We start from the raw sequence: 18,358 nt of genomic DNA, 5'->3' as shown, positions 1-18,358 counted from the left end.
CTCTGTTAGAGAGCCTGCCCTGCGTTACTCAGTCGCTCGCGGTAGAGCGAGATATCCGGTTCTTCAAAACAACAGAATACGATAAGTTCGGGATACTCATGACATTCTAGCCATTTAGTGACCGTATCGACCGCAATTTCGCAGGCGGCGGCGTTGGGAAATCCATACGTACCAGTGGCGATACAAGGGAAGGCGATGGATCGAATCGCATTCTCTTCCGCCAAACGCAGTGATGATTCGTAAGCGGAGCGAAGCACGTTTGCTTCGCCGAATGAACCGTCCTCATAAACTGGGCCGACGGTATGAATGATATGTTTCGCGGGCAAGAGATAGCCGCCAGTGAGGCGCGCTTCGCCTTCAGGACAAAGCCCGATGGACCGGCATTCTTCAAATAATCCGGGGCCAGCTGCAGCGTGTACTGCTCCATCTACCCCACCACCACCAATGAGAGATTCATTCGCAGCAGTGACAACGGCATCAACCTCCAACGCGGTAATATCCCCGACGATGAATTGAACGCGATCGCTAGTCGTCATCGGCTCTTCTCGCTTTGTAGGAATTTTGGTGTACCTTGATGAGAATTGTCTCACATCTTGCATCGGGTTGCAAAGTCGTGAATCCGTAGGCAGCCGCGTAGGGCAGGCTCCTGCCTGCCGTGGTTGGCCTAACGCACATCGATGGCAGGCGGGAGCCTGCCCTACGTTACGACACGGTTACTTCACGCCGCCCCAGAGTTCGAAGGGTGTCTTTGCATCGGTTTCAAATGGTAGGTCGATGCGGCGGCCTTGGCCGGCGCTGGCGTAGGCGGCGTAGAGGGCTTCCATGACGGCACGGCCGTCGTGGCCGGTGAGATCCGGTTGCTGGTCGTCGCGGACACAGTGGACAAAATGCTCCATCTCTTGCGGGAAACCGTAGTTCCAAGCTTCCTCGTAGATTGTGTAACTCCAGCCTTTGGTGTCGCCCGCTTTTTCGACGGCGTAACCGTAACCCTCTTTGGAGTAGGTTTGGATCGATGTCCCTTGCAGGATGTCCGCATAGGCGACGCCGCCCGTGCCGTGGACTTCGGCGCGATCATCCATGCCGCCCAGTTTGGCCCATGATTCTTCAATGTAGGCGGTCGCGCCTCCTTCGAAGTCGACAATAAGAATGCTCGTGTCGTCGCCGCGGGTTTTGTCGGCGTGCATGTTCAGTTTCAGATCACAATAGACACTCGTGATCGGCGGGCGGCCTAACATCCAGCGGGCGAATTCGATGCCGTGGCAGCCCATGTCGAGCATCACGCCGCCGCCGCTTTTTTCCACGTCCCAAAACCAAGGGGCGTGCGGGCCATCGTGTTTCTCCGATTGCTTGATCAAAAACAGATCGCCCAGCGCTCCTTCGTCGGCCAGTTTTTTGAGCCGCACGTATTTGGGGGTAAAGCAAAGCTCCTCCGCATACATCAACTTCACGCCGGCAATGTGACAGGCAGCGATCATTTCGTCGCACTCGGCGACGTTCATCGCCATCGGTTTTTCAACGACAACATGCTTGCCCGCTTGAGCGGCGGCGACAGTGATTTCGCAATGCAAATAATTCGGAACGCCGAGCACGACCATGTCGATGTCGTCGCGATTGAGCAGTTCGCGGTAGTCGGTGGTCCAATGGGGGATGCCGCGTTCTTCGGCGAATTGGCGGACATGCTCTTCGGTCCGCGAAGCAACCGCGCGGACCTCGGCGGCGGCGACGCGCTGCAGCGACTCATAGTGAATAGTGGAGATGAACTGCGAACCGATCAGGGCAACGCCGACTTGCGACATAGTGTAAGAACTCCGCGCGGGTGTGAGAGACTTGAGCAGTTCGCAGAACGGCGCGAAGTGCCGGGACAAGACAGCAGCAACTGTGAAACTCACACAAAGTCTAAACAGGTTTTGCGCAGTGATGCAAACTTATTCGCCATCGTTTTCGCCGCACCGATTAATTGTCATCCCGTTTTTTGCTTTTTCTCTTCTTGGCGAACAACTTTTGGTTGATCTTTTTGACTGGTTCCCCTTCACGGGCGACGGCAATCGGAACTTTGAGTTCCACTTTCGTAGGCCGCAGGCAACGTTTGTCGTCGCAGGCTTGGTAGTGCACACTCAGCAGTAGTTCTTCCTTTTGACCGGCTGCCGCAGCGGGGACTTCCAGTGTGGCACGTAGGGCCGCGAATTTGGAATACACCGACAGTGGCTTTTCAAAGCCTGCGACTGCCATTTTTTTGCCCTTGGGATACTGCACCTTGCTGAGTTTGGTTTTGAGTTTGGACTTCATTGTGAATTCCGTTGCCAAAGCAAACTCGTCGCCGGCGGGATTGGCGTTGATGTGCCAATCGCCGTCGATTTGGAGCACGACGATCACTTCACAGGTTTTGCCCGGCGGGAGTTTGTCGACCGACAGGTACGCCTTGCCGGTAACGATTTCCGGCTCCTTCTTTTTCTGTTGCAGTGCCGAAGCCAGTAGAATCGTCGGCTGTGCGGCGGTGACCGCTCCCTGGTCTTGCTTGGCGGATTTGCGAATGCCCAGGTCCGGCTTGTCGAGGTATTCGGCCGCTCCCAGAGCCATGTTGGTCACTCCCAGCGGGGCTTGTTCCAGCAGCGGGGTAAAGGCTTCGAGTGCTTGTGCGGCTTTTTCTTGATAACTCGCGTCCTCCGTCCGTGCGGCGAGCCGCAGCAAATTGCGGATGGTGATGCTGTTGCCCGACGGGCGAGCGGAGTCGAATGTCTGTTTGCTACGGGCCAGCAATTCTTCATGTCCCAGCGACGTGAAATAGCAGCCCCCCTGCTCTTTGTCCCAGAACAATTCCAACTGCAGATCGGTTAGCCGCTGCGCCTCAGCCAGCCATTTCTCCTTGCCGGTGGCGGCATGCAAGGCCAACAATCCCTCAATGAAAAAGGCATAGTCATCCGCATAGGCTGCGAATTTAGCTTTGCCGTCTCGATAGGTGTGCAACAGCCCCCCTTGAGGGTCGCGCATGGTGTTGAGGATAAAGTCAGCGGCCGTCTCGGCGGATTGGATGTAGTCGGGCCGGTTCAATACGGCACCGGCGTTGGCCAAGGCGCGAATCATCAGCCCATTCCAATCGACCATCACCTTGTCGTCGGTGAGCGGTGTCTTCCGCTTATCGCGAACTGCCAACAATTTCTCTTGAGCGTTCTTGAGATATTGGTCGGCTTCTTCAACGGAGATGCCGAACTCCTCGGCCACCTCAGAGGTGTCAGCCACGCGCCGCAGGACGTGCCGACCCTCAAGTTCCGGCTCGTCGTTGAGGCCATAGGCCATGGCGAACATCTTGGCGTCCGCTTCAGGAAGAACCTCGTTGACTTCCTCGACTGACCAAAGGTACGACTTGCCTTCGACTGCTTCGGACTCGGCGTCGATGGCTGAGTAGAATCCCCCTTCGGCTGCGGTCATGTTGCGTTTGATAAAATCAAAGATTCCTTCGGCGACCCGGCGATATTTTTCGTTGCCGGTTTGAGCGAATGCCTCGACATAAATGTCGGCGAGCTGCGCGTTGTCGTAGAGCATCTTTTCAAAGTGCGGCACGTGCCAATATCGATCCGTGCTGTAACGATGAAACCCACCGCCCAGATGGTCCCAGATACCGCCGTCGGCCATGTGATCTAAGGTGTTATTAACCATCGCCGCCGCAGCCTTGTCGTCGTGCGCGGCCGCTTGATATTGCAGGTAGGCGAGTTTTGTCGGCGTGGGGAACTTCGGCTGTTGATCGTTGTCGGCACTAAAACCAAATCCGCCGTATTGCTCGTCATAGTCGGCTGTGATCGCCGTAGCGACGCCGTCGAGTAGTTCGCGATCCAGCGTCACCGTTTTGAGCACAGGACGCGGTTTCATCGCACGCTTGAGGTGTGTCGTGAGAAAGTCGGCGTTGGCTTGCGCTTGTTCGCGCTGGTCGGTCCAAATCGAAGTCACCTTCTCCGACAACTCAGGAAAACTGATCCGGCCCCCTTCATTAACGGGTGGAAAATAGGTTCCGCCAACGAGCGGCTTGGTATCGGGAGTTAGAAACATCGAGAGTGGCCACCCGCCCGCCTGCGGCGCGCCGAGGGCCTGGTAATAAACGCGCAGCGCCGTCATGTACAACTCATCGATATCGGGGCGTTCTTCCCGGTCGACTTTGATATTCACAAAATGTTCGTTCATGTACTTGGCGATTTCCGGATTGGAAAACACCTTGCGTTCCATGACGTGGCACCAATAACAACTGCTGTAACCGACCGACAAAAAGATCGGCTTGTTTTCCTTTTTCGCCTTTGCCAACGCCTCCGGTCCCCACGGATACCAGTCGACAGGATTGTGGGCATGCAACAACAGATAGGGACTGGTTTCATCGGCCAATCGGTTTTCATGTTGCGCGTCCGGTTTCTCTTCGGCAGCCGCAACGATCCCCACTCCGCAAGAGACGACCACGAGGTTAAACGTAAGCAACAAAACGCGCGCCCGTAACGACATTGGCAACTTCATCCTGGCATCCTCTGCATTTATTTTTGGGCCGCTCTGACGGCGGTAGAGCGTGATTGACAATTTCGGGGTTGGAGATCTTAAGAGTGCGTCATCAAAATAGTTCTATACAACCGCCTTGCTGCGTCATGGGAGGGCGAAGCTCCTGCTGAGCCGCATTGGGACGTTTCATGTAAGTAAAGGTGGAGATTTCCATGGCCCAGGCCAGCGATACGGTACATCGCGACTCGGCAGAAGCCTTGCCTCCCATTTTAAATGGCACGCTACTCAAGTGACTACGAACTTGGCGGCATTATAACAGGCAAAAATCGCCACGTCCGTATCATTTCTCACTTTTATTTGCTGAGTGAACGGCCGGGAGAAGCCGGACTGTCAACCTAGCAAATTGCGCGAAGCTTTGTCGACAGATGCAGTGAGAAGGCAATGCAAAGGAGCTGCAATCAAGTGCGTCCGGTTATTCTCTTAGCCACAGATTGAACACGGATTTCGGGCGCGACTCTCAGAAATCCCAAACCGACCGCTTGCGGTCACATTGTGCGATCCTTACCGGACAACGCGCCGGCATGATTTTTGATCACCTGCAATGGTGTCCGCGTGCTCAAGTTATGCCTAAGGGGAGTTGTCTCCGCTTAAGCGGCGTGTTTGAGGTCGCTATCCGGGCGGTCGTTGCGAGCAAGATCCTCGGCCGTTTCCTTGCGAATCCGCTGTGAATACACCGTATTCAGAAATTCAGGGAATGCGGAAAATGGGCCGGGTCGGCGATTCCAGACTGTGGCGATGCGATTGAAGAATTGCATCTCGTATTCAGCGACGATCAGATCTTGCACCGTGTGAATGGCATCAAAATCTTCTTTTTCCCACGGCCCGGGACAGAGTTCATAGACCGGGTCGGTGCTGGGACGTCCGCGATCAGGCACATCGGAGATGATGGCCAATTCGGACGACGGATTCAGTTTTGTGGGAAATGCTCGACACGCGGCGGGCCGACTGGAGTAGATACCGCAACTGGCAGTCCCCAAGGGATGCTCTTTGGTCACGGGCGATTCTTCCAGGAACATGCATTTCCCGGTGCCGGGCCAAGTTTGACTTTCGCCGCGGATCAGGCACATCACAAACGGCATTTCCGGTTCATCTTCAAAATGAAAATGTGGAGCATACTTTTGGGCGATTTCCCCGTCGGGATCCTCCCAACGGCAGACGAAGTCCCAAAAGGAGAGTCCCAAATCGGACGTAATCCGAATGATGTCCGCACCGGAAATCGGCACGGCATATGAGCGACAACAGCCGGCATGGCACGAGTCACACATACTCATGGATGGCCCTTTCGGATTCTTGGCAAGCGCCTCGGCAAGTGAGGTGGACACTAGAAAATCGAGCCACCCTTCAAACGTTGTTATCGAAATAATCGATACCATCGGTTGAGTCGAAGTTGATGATTCGACAACTATTGAGAGGAGCAGTGCGGCGATCTGGAGACAGCCACAGGCGGCGCGGGGCCATCTTACAACTGGTTTCAAAACCCTCTGACTCAATATCTCCAAACTTCTCTCAGAGATTCACGAACAAGCACAACCGGGTTTTGAAACGGGTTCAAAGAAACCTGTGAATGTCAGGCCTCTGCCAGCACGCTTTTGACAGCGGCGGCGAGACGTTGCATCCCCAGGTCGATCCCGGCTGCATCCTGCACGCCGTAACTGAGCCGCATATGATGGTTGGGTCGCTCGGCGCGCTCGCCAGCAAAGGAAAACTCGCCCGGCACGTACATCACGCCGTGAGTTTGCACCGCCTCGCGAAACAGTTGGCCATCGAGCGACGTGTCGCACGACTCAGGCAAGGTCATCCAGACATACAGCCCGCCATGGGGATGAACCCAGCTCACCCCGGGAATGTCACCGAAATAAGTTTCCGCAGCGTGCAACATGGCGTCGCGTTTGGCCGAATACATCTCTCGCAGCCCCGCCACGTGTGAGTCATACAGCCCCATGCGGAACACCTGCGATAGCAGATGTTGATTGAAATTCGCCGAGCCGAAATCTTCATTCCCTTTGCGATCACAAATCGGCCGTTCTAATTCGGCCGGCACAACACCGAAACCGATCCGCAATCCGGGCGCAAAGGTCTTGGAGAAAGTCTTCGCCAAAATGACCGTTTGACGGTCGGCATCAAAACTCCAAATGCTTGGCAATTCCGGGCCGTCATAACGCAATTCCCGGTAGGCGGCATCTTCTAAAATGTAGATCCGCTGCGACTTCGACCACCGTTGGGCAATCGCGACCGACTCAGCGCGCCGCTGTGCGGACAAACTCACGCCGCTGGGATTCTCGTAGTAACTGACCAAGTAGATCAATTTCACGCGATACAGATCCCCGGCAGCTTCGATTTCTTCGAGTTTTGCTTCCAGCGCATCCATCCGCATGCCGTCCTCGTCGGTCGCCACGGGGATGATCCGCGCGCCCAGTCCGTTGAGCGTTCCTAGATACACAAAATACGTGGGAGCAGCCACGAGGACGATGTCCTCGGGATCGAGCAGGATTTCCCCCACGATCGACAACAATTGCTGCGAACCGGTCGTCAGGATCACCTGATTGACATCGACGCCCAACTGGTCAACGCCAACGTGCTCCAATCCCGCGAGATGTCCAAGCAATTGCCCGCGCAACTCGGCGTTGCCGTGCGTCGTGCCGTATTGCAAAGCGCGTTTGGCGACATGATCGTCCGCCAGCATCTCTTGTAGCGCTGCCTGAACTTCGCGAGCGGGCAAGCTTCCTTGATCCACCAATCCCGCCGCTAGCGAAATACAGTCGGGATTGGCGACCCCCTGCTGCATCAAAAAGCTAATCGGCTGATCGCCCCCCCAATGCCGGCGCAGACTGAGCCGCGACGGGGGAGGTGCGTTGGTTTTCTCTTGTTGGGTACTCATCGAAATTAGGTCGCTCAACGGTTCAATAAACAGGCATTAGCCCTGAACTATCATTGTACGGAGACGGCGCGTTACGGCAAACCGCGAATCTTGGCAGACTACGACAGAGGAGGCCGTTGAGACTCAAAGGTTCGCTTGATTATTCACGGAGTGACCGCATTGGGTTTTTACGTTTGATGGCTTCAAATTGAGCGACCTGTCCCCCTTCGAGAATGGATTGTTCAATCGTTTTCTCGAGTTTTAGATAGGCAGCGGCGCGGGGATTTGTTTCCTGAGTTGAAGACTCGACCGCAGCCAGCGCCGCTGCCTGAACCTGTTCAACTTGCTCATCGGTGAGTTGCAGCTCGTCGGCAATGTCAAAAAACATGTTAGCGACTTGGTGCGCCTGCCATTGTGTTTGCGACTCCGGCGGCAGGACCAGTAGCAATTCCTGTTTGCGTTGTTTGATCAGCTGTCTGATCTCTTGCCGGAGTGGGCGCGCCGCAGCGGTGGCCGATTTGACTCCCGCTAAATCGCGTTCCTTGACAGCTTGTTTGATCTTCGCCTCACGTTCGATCAATTCGCCCCCTTTGTTCGTCCACCACTTTTCGATTTCCTGTCCTGTCGATTCAAAAGCAGCCCGCAATTTCGCCGCATCCTCCTTGCCGAGCGCCAATGCCGTTTTCATTTCTTGAAACTCGGCCTCCCAGTCCCAGGAGTCCATGTCAGGTTCCCGGTCCTGCCCTGCAACCCCCGCTGCCTCAGGGGGCGACGACGAATCGTTATCGGTGCAGGAGGCCAGCGGGACGACCAGCAACATGGCAATGAGAAATCGGGGCATCGTTGATTCGTTTCCTTTTGTGGGGCCAACTATGAGAGTGTCTGCGAAATGGGAGGGCGAGGCTCCGGGATGCTGGATGGCAGTTGTTAAACGTGATTTGAAAATGTGCTTCAGGAATCTTCGGCCCGGAACCACTTGCGCGTCGTTGGCAATTCATGCTCCTGAAGTCGTTCTAACAGTTCCGCGGGTGTGTTTGCCACAACCAATAGTTCGCGATGCCCTGGGCGAATAAATGACTCGCCAATGGCGTGATCGACCAGACCAAGCAAGCCGTCGAAATAGCCGGCGGTGTTCAGAATTCCGATGTTTTTTCGGTGAATGCCCAACTGCCCCCAGGTGATGATTTCTAGGAGTTCCTCCAACGTGCCGTAGCCACCCGGCAAGGCGACGAAGGCGTCGGAGAGTTGTTCCATTTTGGCCTTCCGCGCGTGCATACTATCCACGCGATGCATGACGGTCACACCGGTGTGCAGTAGTTCTTTGGTCGCCAGTTGCTCGGGAATGACCCCGACGACCTCTCCCCCGGCCGCCAAAACGGCGTCGGCGATGATCCCCATCAAGCCGACCTGCCCTCCTCCATAGACCAGGGAATGACCCTGTTCGACGAAGAGTCGCCCCAATTCGGCTGCCTGCTGCTGATATTCTGGGCGACCACCCGTTTGGGAGCCGCAAAACACGCAAATTCGCATAGTTGAGAACACTGATTCTGTTGAAGGTGTCAGAGATTGGAGAAACCGAGCTCAATCCATGGGCCAATGGATCGGTTGGGAAATCGGAAAGGTTGATTGTTTGGCGGTGATTGCGAAAAATCTAGTCCGCTGACGGGAAATCCGTCACGACAACAGGATTTTGGCGGTCGCTGGCCTAGACGAATTGTGTTGAACTCGTCAAGCTAAGTGATTCACCCGAAGTCGGCCGCGGCAGTGCCGTTTCGGGAGACAGAGTTGGCAGTCCGTTCCTTCCAAAGATAGTCGAGTCATCAATGTTCACCGGGCTGATCGAAGGCCAAGGTGTTGTGCGGGAAATTCGTCAGGAGGACGTGGGTGTGCGCCTGGAGATTCAGGTTCCCCCCGAATTTGCCGGCGAAGGAAAACTGGGCGACAGCATCGCGATTAATGGGTGTTGTTTGACAGTCATCGAGCTACACGATGGCCTCTGGAGTTTTCAAGCGGGACCCGAGACCCTGGCAAAAACAACGCTGGGCCAACTGACCGTTGGAAGTCACGTCAACCTGGAACGCTCGCTGCCCGCTGACGGACGATTGGGCGGGCACTTCGTCCAAGGGCATGTCGATGGCGTCGGCCAAGTCGCAAAGATCGAATCCGATGGTGAATGGATCACGATTTGGTTCTCCGCGCCGCCGGCCTTGACCCATCAAATGGTCGCCAAAGGCTCGATCACTGTCGAGGGCGTGAGCCTCACGCTTGTCGAAGTCGAAACCGACCGATTTAGTGTCGCCCTGATTCCGCACACTCTAGAGGTGACCACGCTCGGCGAAAAACAGGTTGGCGATGGCGTGAACCTCGAAACAGACATCATTGGAAAATACATGGATAAAATGTTGGGTGCGACCCGTTAAGGACGCTGCCACTTTCCTCAAGCCTGAAACCTCAAGCCTCAAGCCTACTACGAATGTCCGAAGCCGAGCGGCAAACGCAATCACATCTGCGAGATCTCTTTGATTCACGTGGGATCAGTCCGCGCAAAATTCTTGGTCAAAACTTTTTGATCGATTTGAATCTGGTGGAATACATCGTCGAACAGGCACGATTGACGCCTGACGATTTGGTTCTGGAAATTGGTTCCGGCACAGGCAGCATGACCGCCATGCTGGCTGCTGAAGCGGGGGATGTGATTTCGGTCGAAGTCGACCCAGTGATGCACAAATTGGCCGGCGAAGCGGTCATGATGTTCGATAACGTAACGTTGCTCAACTGCGACGCACTGAAGAACAAAAACACTTTCGCACCGGAAGTTCTGGCAGCGATCGCGGAAAAACTGGAAGAGCGGCCGGGTCGCAAACTGAAGCTTGTCGCCAATTTGCCCTATGTGATTGCCACGCCGGTGGTCTCGAATCTGGTCAAGACCGAACTCCCCTGGTCAGCGATAATCGTCACGATTCAGTGGGAATTGGGACAACGCATGGGGGCTCGGGTCGGATCTTCACACTACGGCGCGTTGTCGGTCTGGCTGCAAGCCCAGGCAAGGGTGAAGACGCTCAAACGGTTGCGGCCGTCGGTATTTTGGCCGCGCCCCAAGGTGACCTCCGCCATCGTGCGGCTGCTGCCCGATGCGAAGTTGAAAAAGCGGATTCTGGATCGTGATTTTTTTCAAGATTTCGTCCGCCGGCTCTTTCATCATCGTCGCAAATTGCTGCGAAGCGTGTTGGTGGGAATGTACCGTAAACAATTCAGCAAACCAGACATTGACGCCATTCTGGCCCCGTTCCAATTCAAGGAGACGGCGCGGGCGGAGGAGTTGGACGTCAAAACCTTGGTGGACTTAGCCGCCGCATTTCGCGCCGCATTAGATGTGCCGGCACGAATCGCAGCGGACCCCACATAAACGATAAGTACAAAAACCTAGATCCCCCCCAGTCCCGCTCGAAATGAGCCTCGACCAACGACATCGACGGAATGGTCGCGATCGGGGAGGGATGATTTTTTATAAGGAGAGCGTCATGAAATTTAGCGATCGATTGGCTTACCGGGGCATTACATTTGACGATGTGCTGTTGGAGCCGGCCTATAGCGAGGTAATGCCATCGGACGTCGATGTCAGTACCTGGCTGACGCAAAATATTCCCTTGCATTTGCCCGTGATCAGTAGCCCGATGGATACAGTCACGGAAAGCGAGATGGCAATTGCCTTGGCCCAAGAAGGGGGCATTGGCATCGTGCACAAAAACTTGCCCATCGACCGCCAAGCTCTCGAAGTCGACCTCGTCAAACGCAGCGAACATGGCGTGATCGTCGATCCGGTCACGTTGCCTCCCTCGGCAACGGTCGGGGAAGCCTGCGAGATTATGGATTCGCGCAATATCGGCGGAGTTCCGATTACAGAAAACGGAACTTTACGCGGCATCTTGACGCGCCGCGATTTGCGGTTTCTTGAGTCGGAAGCGACGCGGATCTCGGAGGTTATGACCAAAGACAACTTGGTGACTGCGGGAGAAAACACCGATTTGGAGGAAGCGCAGCGGATTTTAAGAGAAAATAAAGTCGAGAAACTCTTGCTGGTTGACGAAAATTATCAACTGAGAGGGTTAATAACGATTAAGGACATTGATAAGAATTTGCGGTTTCCACTGGCGTCCAAGGATTTGCGAGGACGCCTGCGTGTGGGGGCTGCCGTCGGTGTTCGTGATTTCGAGCGGGTCGAAGCTTTGATCAATAAAGGGGTCGACGTGCTCGTGGTTGATAGCGCGCACGGTCATTCCAAAAATGTTTTGGAGACAGTACGGGAAATCAAACGCCGTTGGGAAATTGATGTGATTGCGGGAAATATCGCCACCAAAGAAGGCGCCCGTGATTTGATTGACGCTGGAGTGGATGCGGTGAAGGTGGGGATCGGCCCCGGCAGTATTTGCACAACGCGAATGATTTCGGGTGTTGGAGTGCCACAGATTACCGCAGTGGCCAGCGCAACGGAGGCTGCAGAAGACGCCGGAATTCCGGTGATCGCCGATGGAGGAATTCGATACAGCGGAGATATTGCCAAGGCAATCGCCGCCGGAGCGCACACCGTCATGCTGGGCGGTTTGCTGGCCGGCTTGGCGGAGAGTCCCGGAGAACAGGTCCTGTTTCAAGGCCGCAGTTTTAAGCGGTACCGCGGCATGGGATCGTTGGGGGCGATGGTCAAAGGCAGTAGCGAACGTTACCGACAAAGCCTGTCAAACGACGGCGCAAAGACGGACAAAAAGTTAGTACCTGAAGGAGTTGAAGGCCGAGTCCCTTACAAAGGGCCTCTGCATGATTTTCTCTATCAATTGATTGGGGGCCTGCGTGCCGGCATGGGTTATTGCGGCACGCGGTCAATCTCCGAGTTGCGGAGAGACGCGCGCTTTATTCAGATTTCCGCGGCGACGGTGAGGGAGAACCATCCGCATGACATTAGTATCACACAAGAAGCACCAAACTACACGGTGGAGCACGCTCCGGTGGATGCCGGCTAAATGTGCCGCCGTCACCGCCTCGTGCCTCCTGCTCGTCGCTGCGACGGCCAGCGGGACTCAGGGCCAGGAACAGTCGCAGCGCAGTGCAGCGCCCGCGAACTCAGGCCAACGGCAATATCTGTCGCCGTTGGACCGGCTCAAAAATCGTTCGCCTCAGCAACGTTGGGAAAACCTCAACAGCGCAGCGGACGATGCCACGCTAATCAATCCGCAGCAGCGGCCTTTCGCTGCAAAACCTGCACCGGGTGAGGATGCGGCAATTGGAGTGTTTGAAACACCGCGCCGCCAACCGGCACCGGATGCCGATCAGTTCCTCAATGCGGGGCACGAACAACCGTCTCTGTCCGCGGAACGCTCCGATTTATTCGACGCCGACGGTGCAGACGACGAAATGTCGCGCGACTTTCCTGCTTCTGAAAGAGTGGAACAGGATACAGCGACGTTCTCGCAAGCTCCCGTCGAAGCAGACGACTCGATTTATCAGGAGATTGAAGAGGAATTCCCACGGATCCGCATCAATACGACCGCAGCTCCTGAAGTAGAGCCATACACACCGGTCGAGAATTACGCACCGATTGAAAATTACACACCGGGCAACGAATACTTGTCCGTCGAACAACCCGTAACAGAGCCGACCGATTCGACCTACGCCGAACCGGCACGAGTTGCTCAAGTTCCGAACTTCGAAGACCGTTCCTACCAAGAACGGCTGGGCGATTCGATCAGCAGCCCCCAAGACCTCAAACCGCTGTCCGGAATTCAACCGTACTTCGACTACGAACCGGACCCGACTGTTTTGGAAACCGATCCCTACCGCAACGTCTTCCCGCGCCCCGATGGTATCGTCGAGAGCGAACAGGGCAAACAGTTTCCTGAAGTGGTCGACTTAGGGGATGAATTGTATCAACACCGCAATTTGGCGCACGTCGACTTTCAATGGATGGCCACTGACTTTTGGCATTATCCGTTGTATTTCGAGGATGTGAGCTTGGAGCGCTACGGCCATACGCACAATGCTCTGCTCCAACCTTTTGTCTCCTTTGGGACATTCGGCCTGCAATTCTTCGGATTGCCCTACCAGATGTCAATCAATCCGATGTGCGAGGAGCAATATGCTCTGGGTTGGTACCGTCCCGGCACATGTGCCCCTTACTTGTACTATCAAGTGCCGTGGAATACCGACGCCGCCGTCCGCACAGGAGCCTTCTATACGGGGATGATCTACGCGTTCCCCTAGGAATGGGCTTCGAGCTTGAATCATAAAATTTAGAAAAGAAACACCCCCCTCGCGGTACCGTGAGGGGGGTGTTTTTGTGTATATCTAATGTATAACTAAAGAGGTGACCGTCTCAGATTCAGTCACAAATTGACCAACCCGTTGGCACAGGCCGGTCCACCGAGGGAGCCTCATCGAATATTTCCGATGCGGTTTTTTGTTTTTTGCGGCAATGCGCCGCCTCAAAACTCGTTACTACAAATATGCGGCGTTTTTTGGGTTTCAGGGAGACGAAAACAAAATGACAGACATCAGTTTCACTACCGGGACAAGTCGGCCCGCGTCGCAAAAACATCGGGAACAGCCAGTCGCTTTGACCACATACGCGACCAATGGCCGCGTATTCCGTGCCGGTTTGTGTGCCATGTTCGTCGTGCTGACGGGACAATTATCAACGGTCAATGGGGCCGACACGGTTACGATAAAAAGCACCAACAAGACCGTCAGCGGCGATGTTTCTGAAATCACCCGAGATTCGGTGTCGGTAAAATCGCTCTCGCGAACAGTCAAAATTCCGGCCAACGACGTGGCTGCAATCAAATGGTCGAAGGAACCGGCCAAACTCAATATCGCGCGCGGCGATGAACGCCGCGGACGTTTTGCCGAAGCGTTGGAAGACTACGAGGAAATTCAAGGTTCGATCGATTCTCCGTCGGCTGAATTAAAAACCGACCTAGAATTCGGCATCGCGAATTGCACGGCGGAACTGGCACTGCAATCCGAAGGGGACAATGCCGATGCGGTGGCTAAACTCGAAGCATTTCTCAAGGCGAACCCCCAAAGCTACCATTACTACAAAAGCCTCGACCTCTTGGGCCGTTTGTATGCGCAACAACAAGCTTGGGACAACGCGGAACGTAGCTACAAAGAGCTGGCAAAATCCTCACTGCCCGAATACCAGATGACAGCCAAAATTGGCGAAGGGCGTATTTTGCTCTCGCAGGGTGGTGAAGACACAGCAGCTGCCAAAGCGGCATTCGAGGCTGTGATCCAAATGGATGCATCCTCCCCCAGTGAAAAAAACAAACAGTTTGAAGCGAAGTTGGGACTGGCGAGCTGCTTGGTTCGCGAGAAGGAATATGCCGAAGCGCTGGAAATCCTAGACCAAGTTGTTTCCGATACGAACATTACCGACGAAGAGGTTCTGGCCAACGCCTACATTCAACAAGGCAAATGCCACATGGCGGCCGATCAAAACAAATTGGCCGTCTTGTCGTTTTTGCATGTCGATACGCTCTTGTTTCAAGCCCGAGGGCCGCATGCCGAAGCACTGTACTATTTAACGCGATTGTGGCCGCAAGTCGGTAAAACAAAGCGGGGCGAAGATGCCCGCATGAAGTTGGAAACAAATTTTCCGGATAGCCAGTGGGTCAAGCAATTAAACGACAACTGAGGTTTGCAATCACCTCCGCTGGATTTTGAGTCACCATCAGGTTTACAATGTAAGCCTCCAAGTCTCCGCCGATTCCGCGGTTCGAAAAATCACAAATTCAAAACTTGCTCTACGCAATGACGTCCGGCAATTGGCCGGATCATGAGGGGAACAGAACATGTTGAACCGCTTTGGTATGCCAGGTGGCCGGATTCGCTTTGGGTCGTGGTTGGTACTTTCCGCCATTTTGCTTGGCTTTGCGGCCGCCGACCTTCCGGGAATCGGCCCCGCCTCGGTTCAGGCTCAGGCGGATCCCGCGGCTGCCAACGATAACGCCCCCCCTGCCGCTGCTCCCGCTCCCGCCGCCGCAGAGCCGGCCGCAGCTGAAACGGCTGCTCCCGCCAAGAAATCAGGCGATCGCAGCTTGCTGTTTTGGATGATCGAAGCTTCGGGAGTCTTTGGTCTAATCCTATTGCTGCTCTCGTTCGTGATGGTGGCCTTGTCGGTGATGAATGCGCTACAAATCCGCCGCGACATTTTCATCCCCCCCGCCTTCGTCGAAACGTTCGAACAGCAGATCGCGAAAAAAGACTATCAAACGGCCTATGACACAGCTCGCAACGACGACTCCTATCTCGCACGAGTGATGACGGCCGGGTTGGGGAAAATCAGCCGGGGACAAAAAGAAGCCATGGAAGGCATGCAAGAAGCTGGCGAGCAAGAAGCGATGGAAATCGAACACAAGCTAAGCTTTTTGGCGTTGATCGGTTCAATCGCTCCCATGTTCGGACTGATGGGAACGGTCTACGGTATGATCGCCTCCTTCCGCGTGATCGCCAACAGCGAAACCAGTCCCAAACCGGCGCAACTGGCCGAAGGGATTTCGACGGCGTTGTTCACCACACTCGAAGGGTTGATTGTGGCAATCCCCGCCATGGTGGCTTATCTGGTACTTCGCAACCGCTTGGCTCGGTTGTCGAGCGAAGTCGGCATGGTGAGCGAAAGTTTAATCACCCAGTTGACCCCTTCACGAAAATCGTCGGGCGGATCCTCACAAGCGTCTAAGGAGTAGTGGAACACAAGTGGTCGGTTGCAATTGACCGCTAGGCGATTGCGTTTCCACACGAGCGACAAATGAATTCGAGAACAGCGCATGCGATTCCATAAACACGATCCTTTTTTGTCTGAAGCGGACATGACGCCGATGATCGACGTCGTGTTTCAGTTGATCGCGTTTTTTATGGTGATCATCAACTTCGAGGCGACTCAGGCGGACGAGCGGGTCAAACTCCCCAGTAGCGACCTGGCCCGTCCGACAAAGGTCAAGCCCGACCAGGAACTGGTGCTCAATATCGGTTTTGTACGGGATGCGGATGGTACCCCGCTCGATCCTGAACCGTTTGTGTTCTATGCCGGTGACGAAAAAATTCGCATCTCCGACATGGCGGCGAAATTGAATCTCGAAGCGGAGTTCTTTCAACGCAAAAACAAAGTTGCCAACGACAGCATCAAAACAACCGTGATCATCCGCGCCGACGCCGAAGTCCCCACGGGAATGATTCAAGAATTGATTAAATTGTGTCGCGAAGCCAAGTTCGAAAAATTTCACCTCAAGGCCAAGTCGGAAGAGCCTTGACGATCCTCAGCCTGACACAAAGTCGGTCGCTAGGTCATCGCGCCGTGCTCCCCAACGGAGGCAGCGCAACTCGGTTTTGCAACGATTGGTCGAACGGACAAGAATTCCATGCGATTTTCTAAACAGCGCAGCGGTTATCGCCGCATTGAAGCCCAGATGGCGCCGATGATCGACGTGGTGTTTCTGTTGCTGATATTCTTCATGTTGACGTTGAAAGTCGTTTCCTCCGAGGGAGACTTCAGCATCAATATGCCGATTGGTGCTCCCGCCCCGTCGAATGACGATCTCCCCATGCTGCCCATCAAGGTTCGTCTGACGGCCGACGAAAAAGGGCAACTGGCCGGAGTCTCGTTGAACAACCAACAATTGGGAAACACGGATGTCGCCTTTGAACGGCTCAACACCGAAATTCTCAGGCTCATCGGCAAACCGGGCAATCCGCTGACCAAAGACATGGAGGTCGAGATCGACGCCGATTTCGGATTGCACTATCGCTACACTGTTCAAGCGATCAGCGCCTGCACCGGCAAAATGAACTCCAATGGCCAACCGGTGAAATACATCGAGAAAATCAAATTCTCGCAACCCCGCAAACCGGAATGACTGCCGGGGAGAACGTCTCGCCCATTAGCCGCGGGGATGACAGGCACGGTGGACTGCTTTGAGACGACTGTGCTCGACTTGCGTATAGATCTGCGTTGTCGAAATGCTGGCATGCCCCAACAGTTCTTGCACCGCGCGAATATCCGCGCCGCCGGCCAACAGATGTGTGGCAAAACTGTGCCGCAGTGTGTGTGGACTGACCCGCTGGCTGGCGCCAATCCGTGCGGCATAGCGTTTCACCAATCGCCAAATGGAAATCCGCGACAGTCCCCCGCCGCTCCGCGACATGAACAGCCAATCCGCATCACGAAACTGGGCCAGTTCGGGGCGTTCCTGTTCCAAATAGGTTTGAATCGCAGCCACGGTGAGCGGATTGAGCGACACGATCCGTTCCTTATTTCCCTTGCCGACGCAGCGAGCAAAGTTCTCATCCAAATGCAAGTCGGATAGCGTTAAATCAGAGACCTCCGAAGCCCGGCAACCGGTGGCGTACAAGAGTGCCAACAACGCGCGATCCCGTCGAGGGTACCGGTCGAATTCAGCCTGTGGCGCTGCCAGCAATTTGTCGACCATGCCGGGGCTAAGCACCGTCGGCAAGTACTGCCACAACTTGGGCGAGTTGAGCAGGTCGACCACGTTTTGCAACAAAATGCCTTCCAACACCAAATAGCGGAAGAACATTTTGATCGCCACCAAGTGTCGCGACACGGTCGTGGGGGCCAATTGCCGTTCATTGAGATGTTGCAGATAACCGGTCAGCAATTTGAGATCGACATCCGCAACTCGCACGGTCCGTTGTGTCGCGTACCAGGTAAAGAACTGGACCAAATCCGAACGGTAAGCACTCAGTGTGTTGGCCGACATGCCGCATTCGACTTCGAGGTATTGCAAAAACGAAGTGAGATACTGCGCCGGATTTTGCCCACCCGTCGCCGCCACCGCCGCCGCACTACGTGGTTTTTTACGTGGTGGCATAAATGGCTAACTCCCTAATGACAGTTGCACTCGTTCGAATTCCCGAGATCGACACAGCGTTCTGATACAACCTTGGCTGGGGACGGACGCA

The 18,358-nt window shown here is 54.9% G+C and carries 16 protein-coding genes; 8 read left to right on the top strand and 8 right to left on the bottom strand.

Annotated elements, in window-relative coordinates; translation table 11 throughout:
- Positions 1-5: 5 nt before the first annotated feature.
- The 7 genes from Mal52_RS07620 to Mal52_RS07590 all read right to left on the bottom strand — a co-directional run bounded on the left by Mal52_RS07620 (position 6) and on the right by Mal52_RS07590 (position 8,920).
- A complete protein-coding gene (locus tag Mal52_RS07620) occupies positions 6-536 on the bottom strand; it encodes a macro domain-containing protein (RefSeq protein WP_145375209.1) in 531 nt (176 codons plus the stop codon).
- 177 nt (positions 537-713) lie between these two features.
- Positions 714-1,796 (bottom strand): Gfo/Idh/MocA family protein, encoded by a 1,083-nt coding sequence (locus Mal52_RS07615; protein ID WP_145375207.1) that lies wholly within the window; start codon positions 1,794-1,796, stop codon positions 714-716.
- A 157-nt stretch (positions 1,797-1,953) separates the two neighbouring features.
- Positions 1,954-4,494, bottom strand: a complete 2,541-nt coding sequence (locus Mal52_RS07610) for a thioredoxin domain-containing protein (protein WP_145375205.1) — start codon at positions 4,492-4,494, stop codon at positions 1,954-1,956.
- A 626-nt stretch (positions 4,495-5,120) separates the two neighbouring features.
- Positions 5,121-5,804, bottom strand: coding sequence for a YkgJ family cysteine cluster protein (locus Mal52_RS07605; protein WP_145375203.1), 684 nt, complete (start codon positions 5,802-5,804; stop codon positions 5,121-5,123).
- A 296-nt stretch (positions 5,805-6,100) separates the two neighbouring features.
- Complete coding sequence (locus Mal52_RS07600) at positions 6,101-7,411, bottom strand: aminotransferase-like domain-containing protein (protein WP_145375201.1); 1,311 nt, start codon at positions 7,409-7,411, stop codon at positions 6,101-6,103.
- Positions 7,412-7,550: 139 nt separating this feature from the next.
- Positions 7,551-8,231 carry a hypothetical protein gene (locus Mal52_RS07595; RefSeq protein WP_145375199.1) on the bottom strand — a complete coding sequence of 227 codons (681 nt, stop codon included), beginning with the start codon at positions 8,229-8,231 and terminating at the stop codon, positions 7,551-7,553.
- Positions 8,232-8,341: 110 nt separating this feature from the next.
- Positions 8,342-8,920 (bottom strand): LOG family protein, encoded by a 579-nt coding sequence (locus tag Mal52_RS07590; protein WP_145375197.1) that lies wholly within the window; start codon positions 8,918-8,920, stop codon positions 8,342-8,344.
- A 293-nt stretch (positions 8,921-9,213) separates the two neighbouring features.
- Here Mal52_RS07590 and Mal52_RS07585 point away from each other — a divergent pair, with 293 nt between their 5' ends.
- The 8 genes from Mal52_RS07585 to Mal52_RS07550 all read left to right on the top strand — a co-directional run bounded on the left by Mal52_RS07585 (position 9,214) and on the right by Mal52_RS07550 (position 17,292).
- Positions 9,214-9,810, top strand: coding sequence for a riboflavin synthase (locus tag Mal52_RS07585; protein ID WP_145375195.1), 597 nt, complete (start codon positions 9,214-9,216; stop codon positions 9,808-9,810).
- Positions 9,811-9,863: 53 nt separating this feature from the next.
- Positions 9,864-10,796, top strand: a complete 933-nt coding sequence (rsmA, locus tag Mal52_RS07580; protein ID WP_145375194.1) for a 16S rRNA (adenine(1518)-N(6)/adenine(1519)-N(6))-dimethyltransferase RsmA — start codon at positions 9,864-9,866, stop codon at positions 10,794-10,796.
- Between the two features lie 115 nt (positions 10,797-10,911).
- Positions 10,912-12,405, top strand: a complete 1,494-nt coding sequence (gene guaB, locus Mal52_RS07575; protein ID WP_145375192.1) for an IMP dehydrogenase — start codon at positions 10,912-10,914, stop codon at positions 12,403-12,405.
- A complete protein-coding gene (locus tag Mal52_RS07570) occupies positions 12,395-13,642 on the top strand; it encodes a hypothetical protein (RefSeq protein ID WP_145375190.1) in 1,248 nt (415 codons plus the stop codon). Before guaB ends, Mal52_RS07570 begins: the two co-directional genes overlap by 11 nt.
- A 280-nt stretch (positions 13,643-13,922) precedes the next feature.
- Positions 13,923-15,074 carry a tetratricopeptide repeat protein gene (locus Mal52_RS07565; protein ID WP_197534734.1) on the top strand — a complete coding sequence of 384 codons (1,152 nt, stop codon included), beginning with the start codon at positions 13,923-13,925 and terminating at the stop codon, positions 15,072-15,074.
- A 157-nt stretch (positions 15,075-15,231) separates the two neighbouring features.
- Positions 15,232-16,125 (top strand): MotA/TolQ/ExbB proton channel family protein, encoded by an 894-nt coding sequence (locus tag Mal52_RS07560; RefSeq protein WP_197534733.1) that lies wholly within the window; start codon positions 15,232-15,234, stop codon positions 16,123-16,125.
- Between the two features lie 81 nt (positions 16,126-16,206).
- Entirely contained in the window at positions 16,207-16,689 is a 483-nt protein-coding gene (locus tag Mal52_RS07555; protein WP_145375186.1) for an ExbD/TolR family protein, read from the top strand.
- A gap of 108 nt (positions 16,690-16,797) precedes the next feature.
- A complete protein-coding gene (locus tag Mal52_RS07550) occupies positions 16,798-17,292 on the top strand; it encodes an ExbD/TolR family protein (protein ID WP_145375184.1) in 495 nt (164 codons plus the stop codon).
- A 24-nt stretch (positions 17,293-17,316) separates the two neighbouring features.
- Here Mal52_RS07550 and xerD read toward each other — a convergent pair whose 3' ends face one another.
- A complete protein-coding gene (gene xerD / locus Mal52_RS07545; RefSeq protein ID WP_145375182.1) occupies positions 17,317-18,267 on the bottom strand; it encodes a site-specific tyrosine recombinase XerD in 951 nt (316 codons plus the stop codon).
- Between the last annotated feature and the right edge of the window lie 91 nt (positions 18,268-18,358).

Source organism: Symmachiella dynata, from assembly GCF_007747995.1.
Lineage (GTDB): Bacteria > Planctomycetota > Planctomycetia > Planctomycetales > Planctomycetaceae > Symmachiella > Symmachiella dynata.
Note: the sequence above shows the minus strand (reverse complement) of the source record. Positions and strands in the feature narration are given on the sequence as shown.

What these genes read in the sequence shown, in the direction of transcription:
- guaB (WP_145375192.1), top strand. Translation starts at nt 10,912, where the DNA reads ATGAAATTTAGCGATCGATTGGCTTACCGGGGCATTACATTTGACGAT.
- rsmA (WP_145375194.1), top strand. Translation starts at nt 9,864, where the DNA reads ATGTCCGAAGCCGAGCGGCAAACGCAATCACATCTGCGAGATCTCTTT.
- Mal52_RS07605 (WP_145375203.1), bottom strand. Translation starts at nt 5,804, where the DNA reads ATGAGTATGTGTGACTCGTGCCATGCCGGCTGTTGTCGCTCATATGCC.
- Mal52_RS07555 (WP_145375186.1), top strand. Translation starts at nt 16,207, where the DNA reads ATGCGATTCCATAAACACGATCCTTTTTTGTCTGAAGCGGACATGACG.
- Mal52_RS07620 (WP_145375209.1), bottom strand. Translation starts at nt 536, where the DNA reads ATGACGACTAGCGATCGCGTTCAATTCATCGTCGGGGATATTACCGCG.
- Mal52_RS07550 (WP_145375184.1), top strand. Translation starts at nt 16,798, where the DNA reads ATGCGATTTTCTAAACAGCGCAGCGGTTATCGCCGCATTGAAGCCCAG.
- Mal52_RS07585 (WP_145375195.1), top strand. Translation starts at nt 9,214, where the DNA reads ATGTTCACCGGGCTGATCGAAGGCCAAGGTGTTGTGCGGGAAATTCGT.
- Mal52_RS07595 (WP_145375199.1), bottom strand. Translation starts at nt 8,231, where the DNA reads ATGCCCCGATTTCTCATTGCCATGTTGCTGGTCGTCCCGCTGGCCTCC.
- Mal52_RS07570 (WP_145375190.1), top strand. Translation starts at nt 12,395, where the DNA reads ATGCCGGCTAAATGTGCCGCCGTCACCGCCTCGTGCCTCCTGCTCGTC.
- Mal52_RS07610 (WP_145375205.1), bottom strand. Translation starts at nt 4,494, where the DNA reads ATGAAGTTGCCAATGTCGTTACGGGCGCGCGTTTTGTTGCTTACGTTT.
- Mal52_RS07560 (WP_197534733.1), top strand. Translation starts at nt 15,232, where the DNA reads ATGTTGAACCGCTTTGGTATGCCAGGTGGCCGGATTCGCTTTGGGTCG.
- Mal52_RS07565 (WP_197534734.1), top strand. Translation starts at nt 13,923, where the DNA reads ATGACAGACATCAGTTTCACTACCGGGACAAGTCGGCCCGCGTCGCAA.
- Mal52_RS07600 (WP_145375201.1), bottom strand. Translation starts at nt 7,411, where the DNA reads ATGAGTACCCAACAAGAGAAAACCAACGCACCTCCCCCGTCGCGGCTC.
- Mal52_RS07615 (WP_145375207.1), bottom strand. Translation starts at nt 1,796, where the DNA reads ATGTCGCAAGTCGGCGTTGCCCTGATCGGTTCGCAGTTCATCTCCACT.
- Mal52_RS07590 (WP_145375197.1), bottom strand. Translation starts at nt 8,920, where the DNA reads ATGCGAATTTGCGTGTTTTGCGGCTCCCAAACGGGTGGTCGCCCAGAA.
- xerD (WP_145375182.1), bottom strand. Translation starts at nt 18,267, where the DNA reads ATGCCACCACGTAAAAAACCACGTAGTGCGGCGGCGGTGGCGGCGACG.